The 17445-nt window shown below is 55.7% G+C and carries 14 protein-coding genes, 1 tRNA gene and 2 pseudogenes; 11 read left to right on the forward strand and 6 right to left on the reverse strand.

All coding sequences use genetic code 11. The features are described 5' to 3' along the window. The first annotated feature begins 164 nt into the window (after positions 1-164). From PIN01S_RS23925 to PIN01S_RS23940, 5 genes are read left to right on the forward strand one after another with little or no spacing between them, the layout of a single operon-like run. Entirely contained in the window at positions 165-593 is a 429-nt protein-coding gene (locus PIN01S_RS23925) for a pilin (protein ID WP_084339424.1), read from the forward strand. Positions 594-648: 55 nt separating this feature from the next. Then, entirely contained in the window at positions 649-2508 is a 1860-nt protein-coding gene (locus PIN01S_RS23930; protein ID WP_139198627.1) for a tetratricopeptide repeat protein, read from the forward strand. Further along, positions 2501-4189: a glycosyltransferase family protein gene (locus PIN01S_RS26570; protein WP_139198628.1), complete on the forward strand. Its 1689-nt coding sequence runs from the start codon at positions 2501-2503 to the stop codon at positions 4187-4189. Before PIN01S_RS23930 ends, PIN01S_RS26570 begins: the two co-directional genes overlap by 8 nt. Then, complete coding sequence (locus PIN01S_RS23935; protein ID WP_244506033.1) at positions 4173-5099, forward strand: decaprenyl-phosphate phosphoribosyltransferase; 927 nt, start codon at positions 4173-4175, stop codon at positions 5097-5099. Before PIN01S_RS26570 ends, PIN01S_RS23935 begins: the two co-directional genes overlap by 17 nt. 5 nt (positions 5100-5104) lie before the next feature. Next, on the forward strand, positions 5105-5512 hold the full coding sequence (locus PIN01S_RS23940) for a divergent PAP2 family protein (RefSeq protein WP_084339454.1): 408 nt from the start codon (positions 5105-5107) through the stop codon (positions 5510-5512). 28 nt (positions 5513-5540) lie between these two features. Here PIN01S_RS23940 and PIN01S_RS23945 read toward each other — a convergent pair whose 3' ends face one another. Genes PIN01S_RS23945 through PIN01S_RS23955 form a run of 3 tightly spaced genes read right to left on the reverse strand, consistent with a single transcriptional unit; the run spans position 5541 to position 7987 of the window. Beyond that, a complete protein-coding gene (locus tag PIN01S_RS23945; protein ID WP_084339426.1) occupies positions 5541-6278 on the reverse strand; it encodes an SDR family oxidoreductase in 738 nt (245 codons plus the stop codon). A gap of 5 nt (positions 6279-6283) precedes the next feature. Next, on the reverse strand, positions 6284-7585 hold the full coding sequence (locus PIN01S_RS23950; RefSeq protein WP_084339427.1) for an FAD-binding oxidoreductase: 1302 nt from the start codon (positions 7583-7585) through the stop codon (positions 6284-6286). Beyond that, positions 7586-7987 carry a GtrA family protein gene (locus PIN01S_RS23955; RefSeq protein ID WP_084339428.1) on the reverse strand — a complete coding sequence of 134 codons (402 nt, stop codon included), beginning with the start codon at positions 7985-7987 and terminating at the stop codon, positions 7586-7588. A gap of 141 nt (positions 7988-8128) precedes the next feature. Here PIN01S_RS23955 and PIN01S_RS23960 point away from each other — a divergent pair. Then, positions 8129-8204: transfer RNA gene (locus PIN01S_RS23960), tRNA-Thr, on the forward strand. Between the two features lie 44 nt (positions 8205-8248). Here the strand turns inward: PIN01S_RS23960 and nadC are convergent. Next, complete coding sequence (gene nadC, locus PIN01S_RS23965) at positions 8249-9097, reverse strand: carboxylating nicotinate-nucleotide diphosphorylase (RefSeq protein WP_084339429.1); 849 nt, start codon at positions 9095-9097, stop codon at positions 8249-8251. A 308-nt stretch (positions 9098-9405) separates the two neighbouring features. Here nadC and PIN01S_RS23970 point away from each other — a divergent pair, with 308 nt between their 5' ends. From PIN01S_RS23970 to ampE, 3 genes are all read left to right on the forward strand, one after another. Continuing rightward, a complete protein-coding gene (locus tag PIN01S_RS23970; RefSeq protein WP_084339430.1) occupies positions 9406-11727 on the forward strand; it encodes a DUF1631 domain-containing protein in 2322 nt (773 codons plus the stop codon). Between the two features lie 261 nt (positions 11728-11988). After that, positions 11989-12552, forward strand: a complete 564-nt coding sequence (gene ampD, locus PIN01S_RS23975; protein WP_084339431.1) for a 1,6-anhydro-N-acetylmuramyl-L-alanine amidase AmpD — start codon at positions 11989-11991, stop codon at positions 12550-12552. Beyond that, complete coding sequence (gene ampE / locus PIN01S_RS23980) at positions 12549-13385, forward strand: regulatory signaling modulator protein AmpE (protein WP_084339432.1); 837 nt, start codon at positions 12549-12551, stop codon at positions 13383-13385. The genes ampD and ampE overlap by 4 nt, the downstream gene beginning before the upstream one ends. Positions 13386-13401: 16 nt before the next feature. Here ampE and PIN01S_RS23985 read toward each other — a convergent pair whose 3' ends face one another. Next, positions 13402-14292 (reverse strand): ROK family protein, encoded by an 891-nt coding sequence (locus tag PIN01S_RS23985; RefSeq protein ID WP_084339433.1) that lies wholly within the window; start codon positions 14290-14292, stop codon positions 13402-13404. A gap of 1179 nt (positions 14293-15471) precedes the next feature. On the opposite strand from PIN01S_RS23985, the pseudogene PIN01S_RS27685 reads away from it, so the two are divergent. Both PIN01S_RS27685 and PIN01S_RS27690 read left to right on the forward strand, forming a co-directional pair. Beyond that, positions 15472-15675, forward strand: a pseudogene (locus PIN01S_RS27685) (HAMP domain-containing protein); the annotation flags it as partial. Positions 15676-15960: 285 nt separating this feature from the next. Then, a pseudogene (locus tag PIN01S_RS27690) lies at positions 15961-16533 on the forward strand (methyl-accepting chemotaxis protein); the annotation flags it as partial. 124 nt (positions 16534-16657) lie between these two features. Here the strand turns inward: PIN01S_RS27690 and PIN01S_RS23995 are convergent. Then, positions 16658-17437 (reverse strand): TatD family hydrolase, encoded by a 780-nt coding sequence (locus PIN01S_RS23995; RefSeq protein WP_084339435.1) that lies wholly within the window; start codon positions 17435-17437, stop codon positions 16658-16660. Positions 17438-17445 lie beyond the last annotated feature (8 nt).

Consider the following 17445-nt stretch of genomic DNA (forward strand, 5'->3'; position numbering starts at 1 on the left):
GAGGGGTGGGAGGGTGGCAAATTTTGTCACAAGCTGTGCATTTTTGTGTTCGGAGGATGAGGCTTGGTTAAGTCTCTTGGGGAAAAACGAGGGAGGACGACTTGGCATGGCTATTGCTTTTGGGTTTTCAGGTCGTTTGGCCTATCTACTTTTAGGAGAAACCAATGAAAGCTCAAAAAGGCTTTACCTTGATTGAACTGATGATCGTGGTTGCGATCATCGGTATTCTGGCTGCAATCGCTATCCCGGCATATCAGGACTACACCGTGCGCGCTAAGGTGACTGAAGGCTTGTCTCTTGCCTCTGCAGCAAAAACAACAATTGCTGAAAACGCAGCTAGTGGGACTTCTCCCTTGGACGCTGGTTGGACCGCCCCTACCTCTACTAATAACGTTAGCAGCGTTTCGGTGGTAAGTGGTACCGGTGTTATCCATATTACTTACACTTCTGCTGCCGGTAACGGGACCATTCAACTTAGCCCGACTGCAGGTGGTAGCGCATTGTCCGCTGGTGTTGTTCCGACAACATCGATTAGCTGGGATTGCAAAGGCGGTAATCTTCAGCCGAAATACCGTCCGTCCAACTGCCGGTAATCGTAGTAATAAGAAAGCCCTCTCTGGAGGGCTTTTTTTCGCTTGGAGATTTATAGTGCGTTTATCTCGTTTGCTTCTTCCTTTGGTGGTTTTATTTTTCGTTTTTCTTTTGTATTGGCCAGTAAAAGATTTCTTCTACGTCTGGGATGATTTTGCTCTTTTTCTTGATAGCTCTGCTTTACGCGGCTCCGGTAACGTTTGGGAGGCAATCTCACAGCCCATATTGCCTGGCACGACCTACTTTAGGCCGCTGGTGCTGTTGAGCTTTTGGTCGGAATTTAAACTTTTTGGAGTGAATCCGGCGATCTCCCATGTGGTGAATTTGTTTATTCAATTGCTAAATATTTCCCTGGTTGGGTGGCTAGCCCATGTATTAGTCGGGAGGGAAGGGAAAAGGTGGCAAATTGTTCTGCCCATGGTTGCATATGGGATTCACCCTGCCTTGGTCGAACCAGTTGCCTGGTCGGCTGGGCGCTTTGACCTATTGGTCACGACATGCACGCTCTTGGCTTTAATATCTGCCTTGGAGTGTAAAGGGAAGGTGGGAGGAATAGTTCTTTCCGGAATTTTCTTTCTTTTGGCGCTCCTTTCAAAAGAAATGGCGATTACTTTTCCGGCTCTTTTCGTGGTTTGTTACCTTGTCAAGACACAAAGTAGCCTGCGAGAGTCATTTATGACCTTTATGGCGCGCCCGCATATTTGGCTATTCGTTTCCCTATTCGTGGCAGGTGCTTTGTATTTATCGCTGCGCTATTCAAACTTGCAGGCGATGTACCATCAAGACCCTCGGGTCTCGGCTGCATTGAATAGCGTTTCGCATTTTGCGTTGGTGGGGCAAACGATCATTTTTTATCTGAGAATGATTGTTTGGCCATTTTCAGATATTAATCCTATGCATCCTTTTGATGTTTATAACTGGGGAGCGGGGCAGCTTATCTCAGGGGGACTTGCTCTCTTTTCGCTGAGTATGTTTGGTGTGTATGCCCTGGTTAAGCGTAGCCCTGCTTTACTGTTGGTTCTGGCAGGCTTCATCTCGCTTGCACCTGTATTGAATGTTATCCCCCTGACAATTGGCGGCAATATCGGGCATGAGAGGTTTTTGACCCTTCCCCTTGTCTTTTTTGCTCTGGCTATCGGATGGGGCCGGCTACCTGGCCTGAGCATTTCTTCTTCCATGAAAAAAGCATTACCGAAGCTATCCTGGCTGTTGGGAGGGGGGTGGGTATTGCTAGGTGTGATGAATGTTACGGTTACGTTACCATTATGGCGTGACGAGGTTTCCTTATGGTCTTGGTCATATGAGAAATACCCTGATTTTGAATATGTTCAGTTCAGTTTGGTTGCGGCTGCTGTTCGTCTGGGGCGGTTAGATACTGCTCAGAAGGTATTAGACGAAATCGAAGCCAAGGGCGAACTATCTCTAAGAATAAAGGCTATTAAAGGCCAATTGCTAGCCAGAGTGCATAGGCCGGAAGAGGCATTAAAACTACTGAATGAGGCTTTGGCGGGAAGTTATCAACCTCACCTGAAGGTTTTGAATAAAGGAATACAGCTAAAGGATGCAAAGATTACTAATCGGGGCTTTTCTGAGTCTTGGTACTTAAGGTTCGTGTATGGGGCGAGAGCTGAAGCTAATCTTTCTTTGAAGCGTTACAATGACGCGCTGGCAGACTTGGAGGTTGTGAAATTCTATCAGGAAGACTACGCCCCAGCTTATCTTCTTACAGCGCTGGCACTTTATGGGAAGGACGAGGTTAAGGCTGCAGATGAGAGCTTTAATAAGGCTTTGGGGTTTTATGTCAAGGAAGGGGCTAAAGACGCTATAGGTATTAAGGAGAATTTTATCTCCCAGTTGTGCCGGGGGGAAGGACGGCCTTTGCGGGTTTGCGAGTTAGAAGGGGATTTGGATGATTAAAAAAGAGATTCATGAATTTTTCTTTCTTTCCAAGGGTGGGCAGTTTGTTTGGATTGGGCTTTTATTGGGTTTGTTTTTAGTTGCTTTTATTAGGACGGCCTGGGTGTCGGACGATGCATATATAACATTTCGAGTGGTAGATAATTTTGCGGATGGATTGGGCTTGGTGTGGAACCCTGGTGAACGTGTTCAGGTATATACTCATCCGTTATGGTTGTTCTTGCTCATTCCTATTGGATTGATTGGTTTCGATCCATATTGGGGCAGTCTATTTTTGTCGTTTGCTTTTTTGGTCGGTACGTTGCTGCTCTTGATTCGAATGGGGTGGGCGAGCGGGGCGGGAGGAATATTGACGGCATTCCTGCTGTTAGCCTCAAAATCTTTCGTAGATTATTCCAGTTCGGGTCTTGAAAACCCGCTTTTGCATTTTCTTGTGGTTCTATACTTGTTAATTTTCTTGTGGGATAAGGGGGAGGGTATTTTTTTTATTGGGGTTATAGCAGGGCTGATTTTTTTAACTCGACCAGATGCGCTTCTTTTGATTTTGCCTGGTTTTGCTTTTCAGTTATACAGAGAGAGAAGAGATAGAGGGTTCTTGAAGCTTTCTATTCTTCCTTTTTTCTTTATTATTTTAGTGTGGGTGTTATTTTCAATATTTTATTATGGGGTGCCTGTTCCTAATACGGCTCTGGCAAAGGCTGGTAATGGGTTTGACTTGCCTCTGTCTATTCGGCAGGGATGGGGTGGTATTCAATGGCTCTGGCGAAATGACCCGTTTTCGCTAGTGCTTGTGGTGGCAGCGGTTGCTTTGGGTGGCGGCAGTAAGGATGCTCGCTGTAGAATTGTTGCTTTAAGTATTCTGCTGTGGGTTTTATATTACTTATATGTTGGCGGTGACTTCATGGGGGGGAGGTTTTTTAGTGTATTAGTGGTTGCGGGGGTGGTGATACTTGTACGTGAGTTGAGGGGGGGGGCTTCGATAAAATTCATGTTGCTCCCTCTTTTTATGGCATCTACAGCTGTGCAGGCCTCTGTCTTTTCTCCGCCAAATTATAATAATGCATTTATTGACTCAAATGGCGTGGCCGATGAAAGAGGTTTTTATTACACTTTTACGGGTGGGCTTCCTAATTATTTCATACGTGACCGTCGCAAGGAGCATATCTGGTATCGGTTAGGCGAAAGGTTCTATCCGCTGCATCAAAAGGTCTTTGTTGGTTGTACCATTGGGCTTTGGGGATATGCTGCAGGGAAGGAGGCTTATACGATAGATCCGTTTGCGCTGTCTGATCCATTTTTGTCAAGACTACCTGCGAGCCGAAGCTCAAGAGTGGGGCACTATGAGCGAGCGCTTCCTGCCGGTTATTTAGAGTCGCGGTTGTTTGGTAGTAACCGCCTAGAGAATCCCCATTTGGCTGAGTTAATGAGGTTGGTGTTGACAGTGACTCAGGGGGATCTTTGGTCAGTTGAGAGGCTTAAGTCGATTGTACGGTTAAATATCATAGGTCCCTCCTTGGTTGCTCAGTCTGGGTACAACCCAGATCTTGTGTGGCTTCCTGGAAAGTCTATCGAGGCGAAAGGCGCCTTTAGTTGTGCGGGAGTATCGAGTGCCGTATGGCTTTGGCGAATTGACCAGGACGGCGGTGAGTTAAAGGCTACAGCGCTTGTTGATTTATTATGAGTGTCTTTTTCTCGCTGTTTGCTGGCTTTGCTCAATTTGGATTTGGTTCGAGATGTCATTCATGGATAGGCTAAAAGGCCTTTTGGTATTGATGCGCCCCAAACAATGGGTAAAAAATGCCTTTGTTTGTGCTCCGTTGCTTTTTACTGGAGGTTTTATCGATAGTGCGGCTTTGCTTATGACGGGGCTGGCCGTAGTGCTTTTTTGTTTTGCATCTTCAGCAACGTATATAGTCAATGATATCCATGATATAGATCGGGATAGATGCCATCCTAAGAAGTCCAAGAGTCGGCCATTAGCTGCTGGAATCGTATCAATTCCCCAAGCCTTCATATTGCTAGCTATTTTATATTGCATGCTGGGTTTGGGGTGGTTTTTTCTTCCGCAGGTTGTGTTGGTCATACTAGGGTACTTGGTATTGAACCTGGCTTATACCTTTATACTCAAACATCAGCCGGTCATAGATATTTTTATCATTGCCATCGGTTTTGTGCTGCGTGTTTACGCTGGTGCCGTTGCGTTGTCTGTACCTGTTTCCTCGTGGATGTTCGTGACGACATTGTGTCTGGCGCTCTATCTCGCCGCAGTGAAGCGGCGCCAAGAGCTCAAGAGCAGTGGAAGCGAGGGGAGAGAAGTGCTTCGTCACTACTCTGTGGCGTTGATCGATCGCTATGCCGAGATGTCGGCGACAGGCGCGCTACTGTTCTATAGCCTTTTCGTGATTAGCGCGCGGCCGGACATGGTTATTACGATCCCTCTCGTTCTTTATGGGCTTTTCCGTTACTGGTACGTTGTGGAGACCCTGGGTGGAGGGGAGTCCCCAACGGACGCACTGTTGGCTGATTGGCAGCTTTTGGCTGTAGCGGCTATTTGGGTTCTGGCTTGCGCTTGGGCGATCTGGCCGAGTTGATATTCATGGATATATCCTACTTGTTGACCCCTTTCATCGCTTGGCTCGTGACGGGAGGGTGTAAATTTCTTATTAACAGCCTGAAGGTGAAGCGGCTGGCGTTCGATCTGATTGGCTATGGAGGGATGCCAAGTAACCATAGTGCGATTGTTAGCAGTATGGTAATGCTGATTGCGCTTAGAGAGGGGGTTGATCATCCTGCTTTAGGCGTGGCGATAACGCTGGCATTTATTGTAACGCTAGACGCAAGCAGCTTGCGTAAGCAGGTGGGTTTGCATGCTGAAGCTATTAATGCGCTGCGCTCAGATGATTTCAAAAAATTGAGGGTGCGCATGGGGCACTCCCGGGTCGAAATCCTAGCTGGGCTGTTTGTTGGTGGCCTGGTTGGGGTTGCTAGTTATTGTCTGCTTTAGCTGACTGACGGTTTGTGGCTTTGGACGGTTATAGGTTCAATCGTTTGAAGATAAACTCTGGAATCATCCGAATGATCAGCATAATGGGGCGCCAGAAGAAAGGGGTGTACAGAACATCCTTTCTTTTGTCGAGAGCTTGAATTATATCGCTGGCAATTTTGTCGGGCGTTGCCCAAAGTAGCCCCTTGCGGAAGTGGGCGGTCATTGGGGTGTCTACGAAACCAGGTTTTATCGTTAAGACTTGTACCCCTTGCTTGCTCAGCCGATTGCGTAATCCTTGTAGGAAAATATTCAGGGCGCCCTTAGCTGTTCCATATACATAATTGGACTGACGGCCGCGATCTCCGGCGACCGAGCTGATCACTGCGATGCGTCCATGTCCTTGGGTTTCAAAACGGTTACCCAAGAGGGTCAGCAAGGAAATTACGCTAGTTGCATTTGTTGTAAGCTCTTGAAGTGTGAGTGCGAAATTCTTTTCGCAGCTCTTCTGGTTACCCAAGGTTCCGTGGGCAATCAAGACAGTATCCAGCCCCCCTAAATCTCTTTCCGCTTGGTCAAGAAGCATGGAGTGGCTGGAAAAGTCAGCTGCATCGAATGTTTCGTATAGAGCCTTATTGGCTCCTCTAACCTTGAGGTCGCCGGCGAGCATTTCTAGTCTTTCTTTGTTTCGCCCCAGTAAATAGAGATTTATGCCCCTTAGTGCGAGCTGGCGAGCGGTTGCCTCAGCGATAGCCGAGGTGGCGCCAATAATTAAGATGTTCTTCATTTTGGTTATTCCAATCCAAGTCTGTGCGATTGCAGAGATGTAAATTTGTTTATTGCGCCATATTGGCTTCGGACTGTTTGAAAGTCTTCCCAGCGATTGTAGCTTCGCTTGAATGTTGCTTCGCTCATGCGAGCATCTTTAGCCAGGTAAATGCGACCGCCGTGGTCCAGAACCATGGCGTCCAGTTCGTTAAGCAGCTCGAAAAGACCCGTTGAGATTTTGAAATCCAAGGCTAATGTATAACCTTCCATTGGGAAGGAAAGCAGGTTGGGGTTCTCTCGGCCGAACGCCTTGAGTACAGCGAGAAAAGAGCCTCGGTGAGAAGACGCAATACGCTTGAGGATATCGTGCATGCCGCGCCGCCCTGCATCTTTCGGTATCACAAACTGATATTGAACGAATCCGTTCTTCCCGTAGAGTCGGTTCCAGTTAAGAATACGATCCAGCGGATAAAAGAAGCTTTCGTACGTTACTCTTTCGCAGTTATGTAAAGTGCGGACTCGATTATAGTAAAGCGTATTGAATGCTTGCACTGAATAGCGATTAAGAAGCGCTGAGGGCAGGTCTATCGGTACATTGATAGGGCGGTTTCGGGGGAGCTCTAGTCCGCCTTCGGTAGAGTGCTCTCCTGTCATGAGGAGCGATCGTCCTAGGTTTTTATCGCCGGCCAGGCAGTCAATCCACGCAACTGAGTAGGTAGCCCCTTGTTCGGAGTCGAAAAGGTCCATTACCTCCACTAGGTTGGTTGCTTTATGAGTAGTTTGCTCGATGTAAGCGCTCGTTATCGGTTTCAAGCGCAGGCATACATCAAGGATCAATCCCGTCAGACCCATCCCGCCGCAGGTGGCAAAGAACAAATCAGCATTTTGCTCTCGGGAGCACTCTAGAGCCTCTCCGCTTGCCAGCAATAATCTGAAACTGTCAACTATTTCACTAAAGCAACCAATCAGATGATGATTTTTTCCATGAACATCACTGGCGATTGCCCCGCCAAGCGTCACGAACTTGGTGCCGGGTGTAACGGGTAGGAACCAACCTCTGGGAGTAAATAGCTCCAGTAGTTCGCCAAGCGTTATGCCTGCACTGCAATGCAGTAGGCCAGTTTCCTGATCAAAGGACTTCAAGTGGTTTAGTGCGCGAGTACTGATAACCTGCTTGGATGAAGCACTGTCTCCATAGCTGCGACCCATTCCTCTTCCGATCAATGGGCCGGAGTTAGTAAGCACCGCTATGGTATCGCTAATCGTTCTTGGTTCCTCTACGACTGCATTGACGCTTGGATAACGCCCCCATCCTTGAATCAGCATTCATGCGCTCCTGCTACCGAAGACGTAGCGTTTATCCAATTCGTACTTTGTGAAGTACCCTATCGCAAGACCAATGACTCCTCCCAGATAACGCATTTCTTTGGTTGCAAAGACGAACTCAAATAGAAACTCGAAGCCCCAGAAAACGACGGTGGTTACAACGCCCATCAGTGCGTATAGCAGGAAGGTTCGGCTGTCTTCCGCAATGTCGCGTGCTTGAAATGAGAATATATAGCGCTTGTCAAGGATATACTTGACTAGTAAGCCAGTTCCTGTGCCGGCGATGATAGATAGCAGGAGAGCGAACGGGCCGTCATACATGCGTATGATTGCGTCCTGCGTACCTATGTTTGTTGCCGTTGCTACCGCGGCAAATAGTGCGTACATCGCGGCTAGTTTCATTTCTTTCTCGTTTGCAAAGAGCGTTGGATTGTATACTTATTTTTTTGACGAGCTTGAGCCTTATTCAGAACTGCCCAATGAAGCTCCATTTTCTACACCGCAGTTGAATCATATGAGCAGGAATGCTAATTTCCGCCTGCCGCCGGCATAGCTCAGTTGGTAGAGCAGCGCATTCGTAATGCGAAGGTCGGGGGTTCGACTCCTCTTGCCGGCACCACAATCTTAAAGCCCCGCCTTCGAGCGGGGCTTTGCTTTTTCTTCTTACAGGCTCAGCCGCATCGAAAGATCCACCGCCTTGATGTCCTTGGTCAAGGTGCCCAGCGAGATGTAGTCCACGCCCGTTTCGGCGATGCCGCGCAGGGTGGTTTCGTTGATGCCGCCGGAGGCTTCGAGTTTGGCGCGGCCGGCGGTGAGGGTGACGGCGGTGCGCATGTCGGCGAGGCTGAGTTCGTCGAGCATGATGATGTCGGCGCCGGCGTCCAGGGCTTCTTTCAATTCATCCAGGCTTTCTACTTCGACTTCCACCGGCTTGCCCGGGGCGATGTGGTGGGCGGTTTGTATGGCCTGGGCGATGCCGCCGCAGGCGGCGATGTGGTTTTCCTTGATCAGGAAGGCGTCGTACAGACCGATGCGATGGTTGTGGCAGCCGCCGCAGGTGACGGCGTATTTCTGGGCGAGGCGCAGGCCGGGGAGGGTCTTGCGGGTGTCGAGGAGTTTGACGCCGGTCCCTTCCACCAGGTCGGCGTAGTGACGGCAGCGGGTGGCGACCGCCGAGAGTGTCTGGAGGAAGTTGAGGGCGCTGCGTTCGCCACTGAGCAGGGCGCGGGCGGGACCTTCCAGGTGAAACAGTGTCTGATTGGGGGCGACACGGTCGCCGTCGTTGACTTGCCAGTGCACGGCCACACGGGGATCGAGCTGGCGAAACACAGCATTGACCCAGGCAGTGCCGCAAACGACGGCCATTTCACGGGTGATCACGCTGGCATGGGCCAGTCGCTCGGCGGGAATCAGTTGGACGGTGATGTCGCCGCTGCCGATGTCTTCCGCCAGCGCGCGGCGGACGTTGCTTTCGATTTCGGCGGTCAGGTCGGCGAGGGTCAGGTTGGGCATGCTGGGCTCCGCTGTCTGGATCGGGCGATTATAGAGACAGCCGGCGCCGGTATGCAGCGAATGAGTGGTTCGGAGCGGGCGAATTCAGCGGCTCGTTGGTCGTTTGGCTGTAGCCGCTCGTAAGGTTGTGCGTTACATCTGTGATGGAGATCATGTCTGTGACAAAAGTCGGCTTGGTGGAGGTAGGTGCATTCCTATATTGTTCCTACCAATCCTTATTTGACGCCATAAGCTTGACGTTACGGATGACGCCCATGTTCGTTGTGCAGAACGGCCCCTCGTGATGAGCCGTCTGTGGGAGACTCGTAATGCAGACCGATGCGAATGTGGTCCACCTGAACAAGGTGACCTCTGAGCAATCGCCAACTTCGCCGGTAGGAAGGCTGCCCGTGGCGCTTATTCAGGTGCGCGATAAGGCTGCTCAGCAGCTCAAGGAGGCGTTGCAGGCGTTGTTCGATAACGCCGATGACACCTTGTTCGAAATGGCCGATCGTGCCACCAGCAACGCCGAGCAGAATTCCTTCTTCGAGGCCATGCGTGACTTGCGTCTGAAGCGCAAGAGCATCGAGCGTGGCTTCCTGCAGAAGATCTTCGAGTCTTTCAGCGCCCTCACTCAGTACGAAATCGGTAAGCCGCCGCAGTTGGATGCGGTGGTTTCCTTCGACAGCCTGTCGCTGGTCCAGAACGACGAACTGGAAGAAACCGTGGCCATCGATGCCATGGTTGGCAAGGTGATGAGCCGCGACGCCACGGCGCTGGGCCACCTGACGACGCGCCTGAATACCCTGGTCAGCAAGAAGATCGAGGACAAGACCAACCCGCTGAGCCCGCGTGTGCTCTGTGAAGCTTTCCTGAGTGCATGCAGCAGCCTCGGCGTGGAAATCAAGGTCAAGCTGATCATCCTCAAGCTCTTCGAGAAGTACGTTCTCAGTGATCTCGACCATCTTTATGCCGAAACCAACCAGATGCTGGTGGCGGCTGGCGTGCTGCCCGAGCTGAAGACCGCTCCGGTGCGCCGCAATCCGACCCGTTCTCCGGCCTCCTCCTCTTCCGGCGGCCATGCGCACGAGGGGGCTTCGGCGCTGGGCGGGGGATACGTCGACGAGGGGGTGCAGGAGGTATTCGGCGTTCTGCAGGAGCTTCTGGCAGAGGTCCGTGGGAGTGCATTGCCGCGTCGTGAAGTACCTGCCGATGCAATGCCGATCACTACCCGCGACCTGACCCGCCTGCTGTCCCATATGCAGCAGCATTTGCCTGTCCAGACGGCCGCCGATTTCGACCTGCGTACACAGCTCGAGTCGCTGCTCACCCGCGCCAGCGCCAAGAGCGGCAAGACCCGCGTGGTCGGCGAAGTGGACGAGGATGTGATCAACCTCGTTTCCATGCTGTTCGAGTTCATCCTGGACGACCGCACGCTGCCTGACTCGCTGAAGGCCTTGATCGGCCGGCTGCAGATTCCGATGTTGAAGGTTGCGGTACTGGACAAGACCTTCTTCAGCCGCGGCAGCCATCCGGCCCGTCGCCTGCTCAACGAGATTGCAGCCGCAGCCATGGGCTGGAGCGAGCAGGACGATGCGCAGCGCGACAGCCTGTACCAGCGCATCGAGCAGGTGGTCCAGCGTCTGCTTAACGATTTCGTCGACGATCCGGCGATCTTCACCGATCTGTTGGCGGACTTCCTGGCCTTCACCGGTGACGAACGCCGTCGCAGCGAGTTGCTCGAGCAGCGTACCCGTGATGCGGAAGAGGGGCGGGCCAAGGCTGAGCTGGCCCGCCAACAGGTCGAGCAGGCACTGAACGAGCGTCTGCTTGGCAAGACCTTGCCGGAAGTGGTGGTGCGCCTGCTGCAGGAAGCCTGGAGCAAGGTCCTGCTGCTGACCTGTCTCAAACACGGCACTGAGTCGGAAGAGTGGCAGGCCGCGCTGGCCACGATGGACGATCTGATCTGGAGCGTGGAGCCGCACGAAGAGGCCGAGGCGCGTTTGCGCCTGTTGGAGCTGGTGCCGGGCTTGCTGAAGTCCCTGCGCGAAGGCTTGACCAGTGCGGCCTTCGATCCGTTCTCGACCGGCGAATTCTTCAGCCAGTTGGAAGCCCTGCATGTCCAGGCCTTCCAGCGCTTCAAGCGGCCCGTGCCGGAGGTGGCAGAGGTCGAAGTGCCTGTGACTGACGGCGCACAGAGCGATCCGCAGGCATTGGCCGATGGCGGCGATCAGGCGGCCTTGGCGTTGCCGGCTGCGGTTGTTCCTGTTGCCGAACAACCGAGCATGGTCGAGGTCATCGAGGAAATCGTCTTGTCGGCTCCAGGTGAAAGCCGCGAGCAGGAGCCCGAGGTTCACCTACCGGACGATGATGAGGCCTTGGCGCATGTCGACAGTCTGCGTGTCGGCAGCTGGGTGGAGATTCAGGAAGATGACGACCATAAGCTGCGTTGCAAACTGGCTGCGATCATCAAACCGACCGGCAAGTACATTTTCGTCAACCGCACCGGTATGAAGGTGCTGGAAAAGACCCGTATGGGGCTGGCCGTCGAGTTCCGTCGCGGCGCTATCCGGTTGCTGGACGATGCACTGCTTTTCGATCGCGCACTGGAATCCGTGATCGGCAATCTGCGTCGCTTGAAAGGCGCCTGATCCATCCTGCTACTACACAACGCCCGGTTTTCCGGGCGTTGTCGTTTATGCGGTGCCTTCTTTGTCGTCGATTTGGGCAAATTGGCTTCGGTGTCGATCACCTTCCTCAAGTGAGTGGGCGTTTGCCGAAATCGGTTCCCGAATCAACAAAAAAATTCTGCGGGAGCGGATGGTCAGCCCAGGCGGTGCTTTTTCGAAGTAGCCAAGGTGTCGACTATCGGAGGGCAGCCCTCTAGAGTGGAGGCAGCTCAAGGAGTGCTTATGCAGCTGGATCCCGACAGCGGCTGGTGCCAAGGCATCCGCCACTGCCCGTCACCCAATTTCAACGCCCGTCCGGCCGGGGAAATCTCCTTGCTGGTCATCCATAACATCAGCCTGCCGCCGGGCCAGTTCGGTACCGGCAAGGTGGTCGAGTTCTTTCAGAACCGCCTGCCGGTCGATGAGCATCCTTTCTTCGCCGAGATTGCAGCGCTGCAAGTCTCCGCGCATTTTCTGATCGAGCGTGACGGAGCCGTCACCCAGTTTGTCTCCTGTCTGGATCGTGCCTGGCATGCCGGGGTGTCACGGTTCGAGGAGCGGGAAAGCTGCAACGATTTTTCCATCGGTATCGAGCTGGAAGGCACGGACCTCATGCCTTTCACCGATGAACAATACAAGGCGCTGATCGGCTTGAGCCGGGAGTTGCTCAAAAACTATCCGGCCATCACGTTGGCGCGCATCTGCGGGCACAGCGATATCGCTCCGGGCCGCAAGACCGACCCGGGGCCTGCCTTCGATTGGGCGAGGCTGCGGACGGCCCTGAAAGAACAAGGAGAGAAACAATGAGCTTTCTGGTACTGCTGCTGGTGGTGTGGGTCGAGAAGTTCTCGTCCTGGCGCTGGCGTATTCAGCAGGACGGTCCCTGGTTGCGCCAGTTGGCGAAGGTAGAGGCAAGCCCGCGGCTGAAGACGGCACCCTGGCTGGCCCTGGGGCTGCTGGTGTTGCTGCCGGTACTGGTGTTGGGGCTCGTGCTATGGATGCTGGAGCCGGTGGCCTATGGTTGGCTGGCACTACCGGTTCACCTGCTGGTGGTGATCTACAGCCTGGGGCGCGGCGATGTCCTGGCGGCGCTCGGGCCCTTCCGCGATGCCTGGCGGCGTGGTGACAGCCAGGCGGCGTACCACGTGGCCGAGCGCGATCTGGCGCTGGATGCCAGTGAGGGTGGAGCCTTGCTGCTGCGGGTGCAGGGATATCTGCTGTGGCAGGCCTACCAGAGTTTCTTTGCCGTGATTTTCTGGTACGCGCTGCTCGGTCCGATGGCGGCGCTGGCCTATCGCTTGTTGGCACTGACGGCCGAGCATAGCCAGGAGCCCGCTCTACGCGAGCGGGCGGTGCAGTTGCGTCATGGCTTCGATTGGGTGCCGGTAAGGCTGCTCGCCGCCAGTTTCGCCCTGGTGGGCAATTTCGTCGCGGTCAGCCGGGCCTTGCTGCATGAACTGCTGAGCTGGGACGTTTCCGCTGCCCGGCTGGTGATCGATGCCGGGAGGGCGGCGAGCGAAAGCCCCGAGCCGGTGCTGGGTGAGGCGGGAGTCGCCAGCCTGGACGCGCTCTGGCAATTGCTGGTGCGCGCTGCGGTGCTCTGGTATGCGGCTTTCGCGGTCTGGACGCTGCTGCTCTGATACCGATCGCGCAGACTCAGCGCCATAGCCAGGCGGCGCCGCGCACACCGCTGGAATCGCCATGCCGGGCAGGTACCAGGCGTGTGTTGACCCGGTCGGAAAAAACATAGCGCGGCAATAGCAAGGGCACCTGTCGGTACAGCGCGGCGATGTTGGAAAGACCGCCGCCGAGCACGATGACCTCCGGGTCGATCAGGTTGATCACCGAGGCTAGCCCTCGCGCCAGTTGGTCGCAGTAGCGTTCCAGCGCTGCGCTGGCTACCTTGTCCCCGGCACCTGCCGCTTGGGCGATGGCACTGGCATCCATACCCAACCCGTTGCGTCCGGCCCACCCCGGGCCGGACAAAAAGGTCTCGATGCAATCCTCCTTGCCGCAATAGCAGCGCTGTGCCGGACCGTCCGATACTTGGCGCCAGGGCAGCGAATTGTGTCCCCACTCGCCGGCGATGGCGTTCGGGCCGGACAGCAGCCGCCCGTGAATCAAGATCCCGCCGCCCACGCCTGTGCCGAGAATTACGCCGAAGACGCTGGAGGCGCCTGCACCCGCGCCGTCGGTGGCTTCCGACAGGGCGAAGCAGTCCGCGTCGTTGGCCAGGCGGACGGGGCGATCCAGCCGTCGCTCCAGATCGCCCTGCAGGTCGCGGCCGATCAGGCAGGTGGAATTGGCGTTCTTGATCAGGCCGTGGTCGGGCGAACGGGTGCCGGGAATACCGACGCCGAGGCTGCCTCGTTCGCCGAGTTGCGCTTCGGCGGCTTCGACCAGATGCGCCAGGGTATCCAGGGTTGCGTCGTAGTCGCCCTGCGGGGTGGGCAGGCGTTGCCGGAGAAGCTCTCGTTCCCCGTGCAAAGCAAGGAGTTCGATCTTGGTGCCGCCCAGGTCGATACCCAGATGCAGTGTGTCGCTCATGCTTAACCTTAAGTTACAGAGGGGCGTGCCGAAATGAGGTATATATGTGGCACGTGGCCATAAAATGCGACTTGCGTCACGTTTATCCGTCCGTATCGACGAGTCTTTCTCGGGGCTGTGGATCGGATGGAAAGGGACGCGGGGACTGCCCTCTGAAAATCCTTCACGCGCCCTTATCCGGATAATAAAAACGGGAACAGGAGACGTCTTGTGAAGACCGCGTTGTATCCTGCCATCGCACTGATGAACCGACTGAGCTTCGGCATGAAGTTCAGCCTGATCAGCGTATTGTTCTTCCTGCCGATGTCGATCACCAATTTCTATCTGGTGCGCGACTCCTACCGCGATTTCGTCGCCACCCGTGCGGAGCTGGAAAGCCTCGATCTGCTCAGGGCCAGCCTCGAACTCCGGCGTAACCTGGAAACCCTCAACGACCTGGCGCTGATCAACTCCGTCATCGGCCAGTCCGGCCAGGCCGCGGACGTGGAAGCACGGGTGAACCGCCTGGAGAACGATCTGACCCAGGCGTTGCAGAATCTATCCCCGGTGGTCAGCGATGCCGAGCAGGTAGCGGAATTCAACGCCAAGCGCGACGAGTTGCTGGCCGCGCTGAAAGGTGCCCAGGCGGAAACCTCGTTGCAGAGCAAGGCCGCTTTGGTGGAGAAGTTGCTCGGCAATGCCCAGGTGTTCATCAAGTTCATCGCCAGCCAGGCTGGCCTCAGCCAGGACGCGCAGCGCGACGTGAGGCAACTGGCGGAGCTGGTGACCACCGTCACGCCTGAAGTGACAGCCGCACTGGCCACCGGACGCGCCATCGGCGCCTATTCCCTCGGCCAGGGTTTCCTCAATTCCGCCGCCAGCACCAAGCTCGACGAACTCTTGCTGGAGCTGGAGAAACTGCACGCCGAGTACGGCTTGAAGCTGACCGACGTGCTGGACGACAGTCCCGCCGCGCGCACGGCACTCGACGGCCTGGCCAGCGCCAGCCGGGAAACGCTGAAGGAGGGCGGGTTGCTCTTCGAAGACAAGGTGATCGTCGCCGATACCCTGGACATGCCCTGGCCGCAGTTCTACGAGCAGGTCACCGGTTTGATCGACAAGACCTACCAGCTCAACGATGCTGCCCTGGTGTTCCTCGACCATGAGCTGGAACAGCGCCTGGGGCAGAACCGGGTGCAGATGATCCTGCTGGTGACGGCGCTGGTGCTGGTGTTCCTATTGATCGGCTATCTCTACGGCGGCTTCTACGTATCGACCCGCAGCACCCTGAAGAACCTCGGCCAGGTACTGGACAAGGTCGCCGCCGGCGACATGACGGTCAGCTTCCAGGCCCGCAGCCGGGATGAGCTGGGCGAGCTGGGCCAGGTGTTCAACGGGACCGTGGCGAAGATTCACGACCTGATCGAGCGGGTCGGCCAGACCGTGGCCGAAGTGGAGCGTCAGGCCGACCGGGTGGAAGTGGTGTCCGGTGAAAGCAATCAGGCGGTGTCCGGCCAGCTCGGCCAGATCGAGCAGGTGGCCACGGCGATGAACCAGATGTCCGCCACCGCGCAGGAAGTGGCGCGAAGTGCCGCTGCGGCAGTGGGCAGCGCCCAGAGCGTCAATCAGGAGACCGTCAGCGGCCGCGCCCTGGTGGAGTCCCAGGTCGGCAGTATCCAGCGGCTGGCGGGCGAGATCGATCAGTCGGTGCTGGTGATCAACCAACTGGCCAGCGACAGCAGTGCCATCAGCCAGGTACTGGACGTGATCAAGGGCATCGCCGAGCAGACCAACCTGCTGGCGCTGAACGCTGCCATCGAGGCGGCGCGGGCGGGCGAGCAGGGGCGCGGTTTCGCCGTTGTGGCCGACGAGGTGCGCAACCTGGCCAAGCGGACCCAGCAGTCCACCGAAGAAATCGAGCAGATGATCTCCCGGCTGCAAGGTGGCGTCGGCGCGGCGGTGAAGACCATGAACACCAGTCACCAGATGGCCGAGGGCACGGTGAGCCAGTCGAGCCAGGTGCAGCAGGCGCTGGAGAACATCCTCGGTGCAGTGGGCATGATCGTCGACCAGAACCAGCAGATCGCCGCCGCCGCCGAACAGCAGACGGCGGTGGCCCACGATATCGACCAGAACATCGTCGAGATCAGCCGCGCCGGCGAGCGCACCGCCGAAGGCGCCAGCCAGACCGAACAGGCCAGTCGCCAGATGAGCGAGCTGGTGGCGCAGTTGAAGCAGTTGATCGGCGCGTTCCGCGTTTAAATTCTTGTGGGAGCGAATTCATTCGCGATAGAGGCATGACCTAATTCGCGATGATCCGCTCACACAAGTCATCGGCTCTTCTTAGAAACCTGCGTGCTGGCGAGCGAATGGGTATCGCGTGGGCTCAGTCCCAGCCAAACACAGCCTTGGCGTTGGCGGTGCTGGCGGCGGCCAGTTCGTCCGGGGCGATGCCCTTGAGTTCGGCCAGCGCAGTGCAGATGTCTGGCAGGTGCTCCGGGCTGTTGCGTCCTTCCGGATGCATCGATGGCGCCATGTCCGGCGAGTCGGTTTCCAGCACGATGGCGTCCAGCGGCAGATCGACGATGGTCCGGCGCAGGCGCTTGGCCTGTGGCCAGGTCGGCGCGCCGCCCAGGCCCAGCTTGAAGCCGAGCTTGAGATATTCCCTGGCTTCCTCAGCGCTGCCGGCGAAGGCGTGGACGATCCCGGCGCGTTCCAGCTTGAAGCGCTTCAGTGCGGCAATGGTCGGGGCATGGGCCCGGCGCACGTGTAGGAGCACCGGCAGTCCGAAATCGGCGGCCAAGGCCAGTTGCGCCTCGAACAACGGCTGTTGGCGCTCGCGGTCCAGCTCTTCCAGGTAGTAATCCAGGCCGAACTCGCCCACGGCACACAGCTTCGGATGCCCGGCACAGCGAGTCAGCCAGTCGCGCAGGGCGTCCAGGTCCTCGGGGCGATGCCGGTCCAGATAGACCGGGTGCAGGCCGAACGCGGCATAAACGCCGCGCTCTTGCTGGGCCAGGTCCCATAGGCGCTGCCAGTTGTCCCGGTACACCCCCAATACCACCTGCCGTTCGACGCCCAGCGCCTGGCAATGCCTCAGCACTTCGCTGCGGTCGTCGTCGAAATCGGGGAAGTCCAGATGGGTATGGGTGTCGATCAATCGCATCTCGATAC

Source organism: Pseudomonas indica NBRC 103045 (assembly GCF_002091635.1).
GTDB classification, from domain to species: Bacteria; Pseudomonadota; Gammaproteobacteria; order Pseudomonadales; family Pseudomonadaceae; genus Pseudomonas_M; species Pseudomonas_M indica.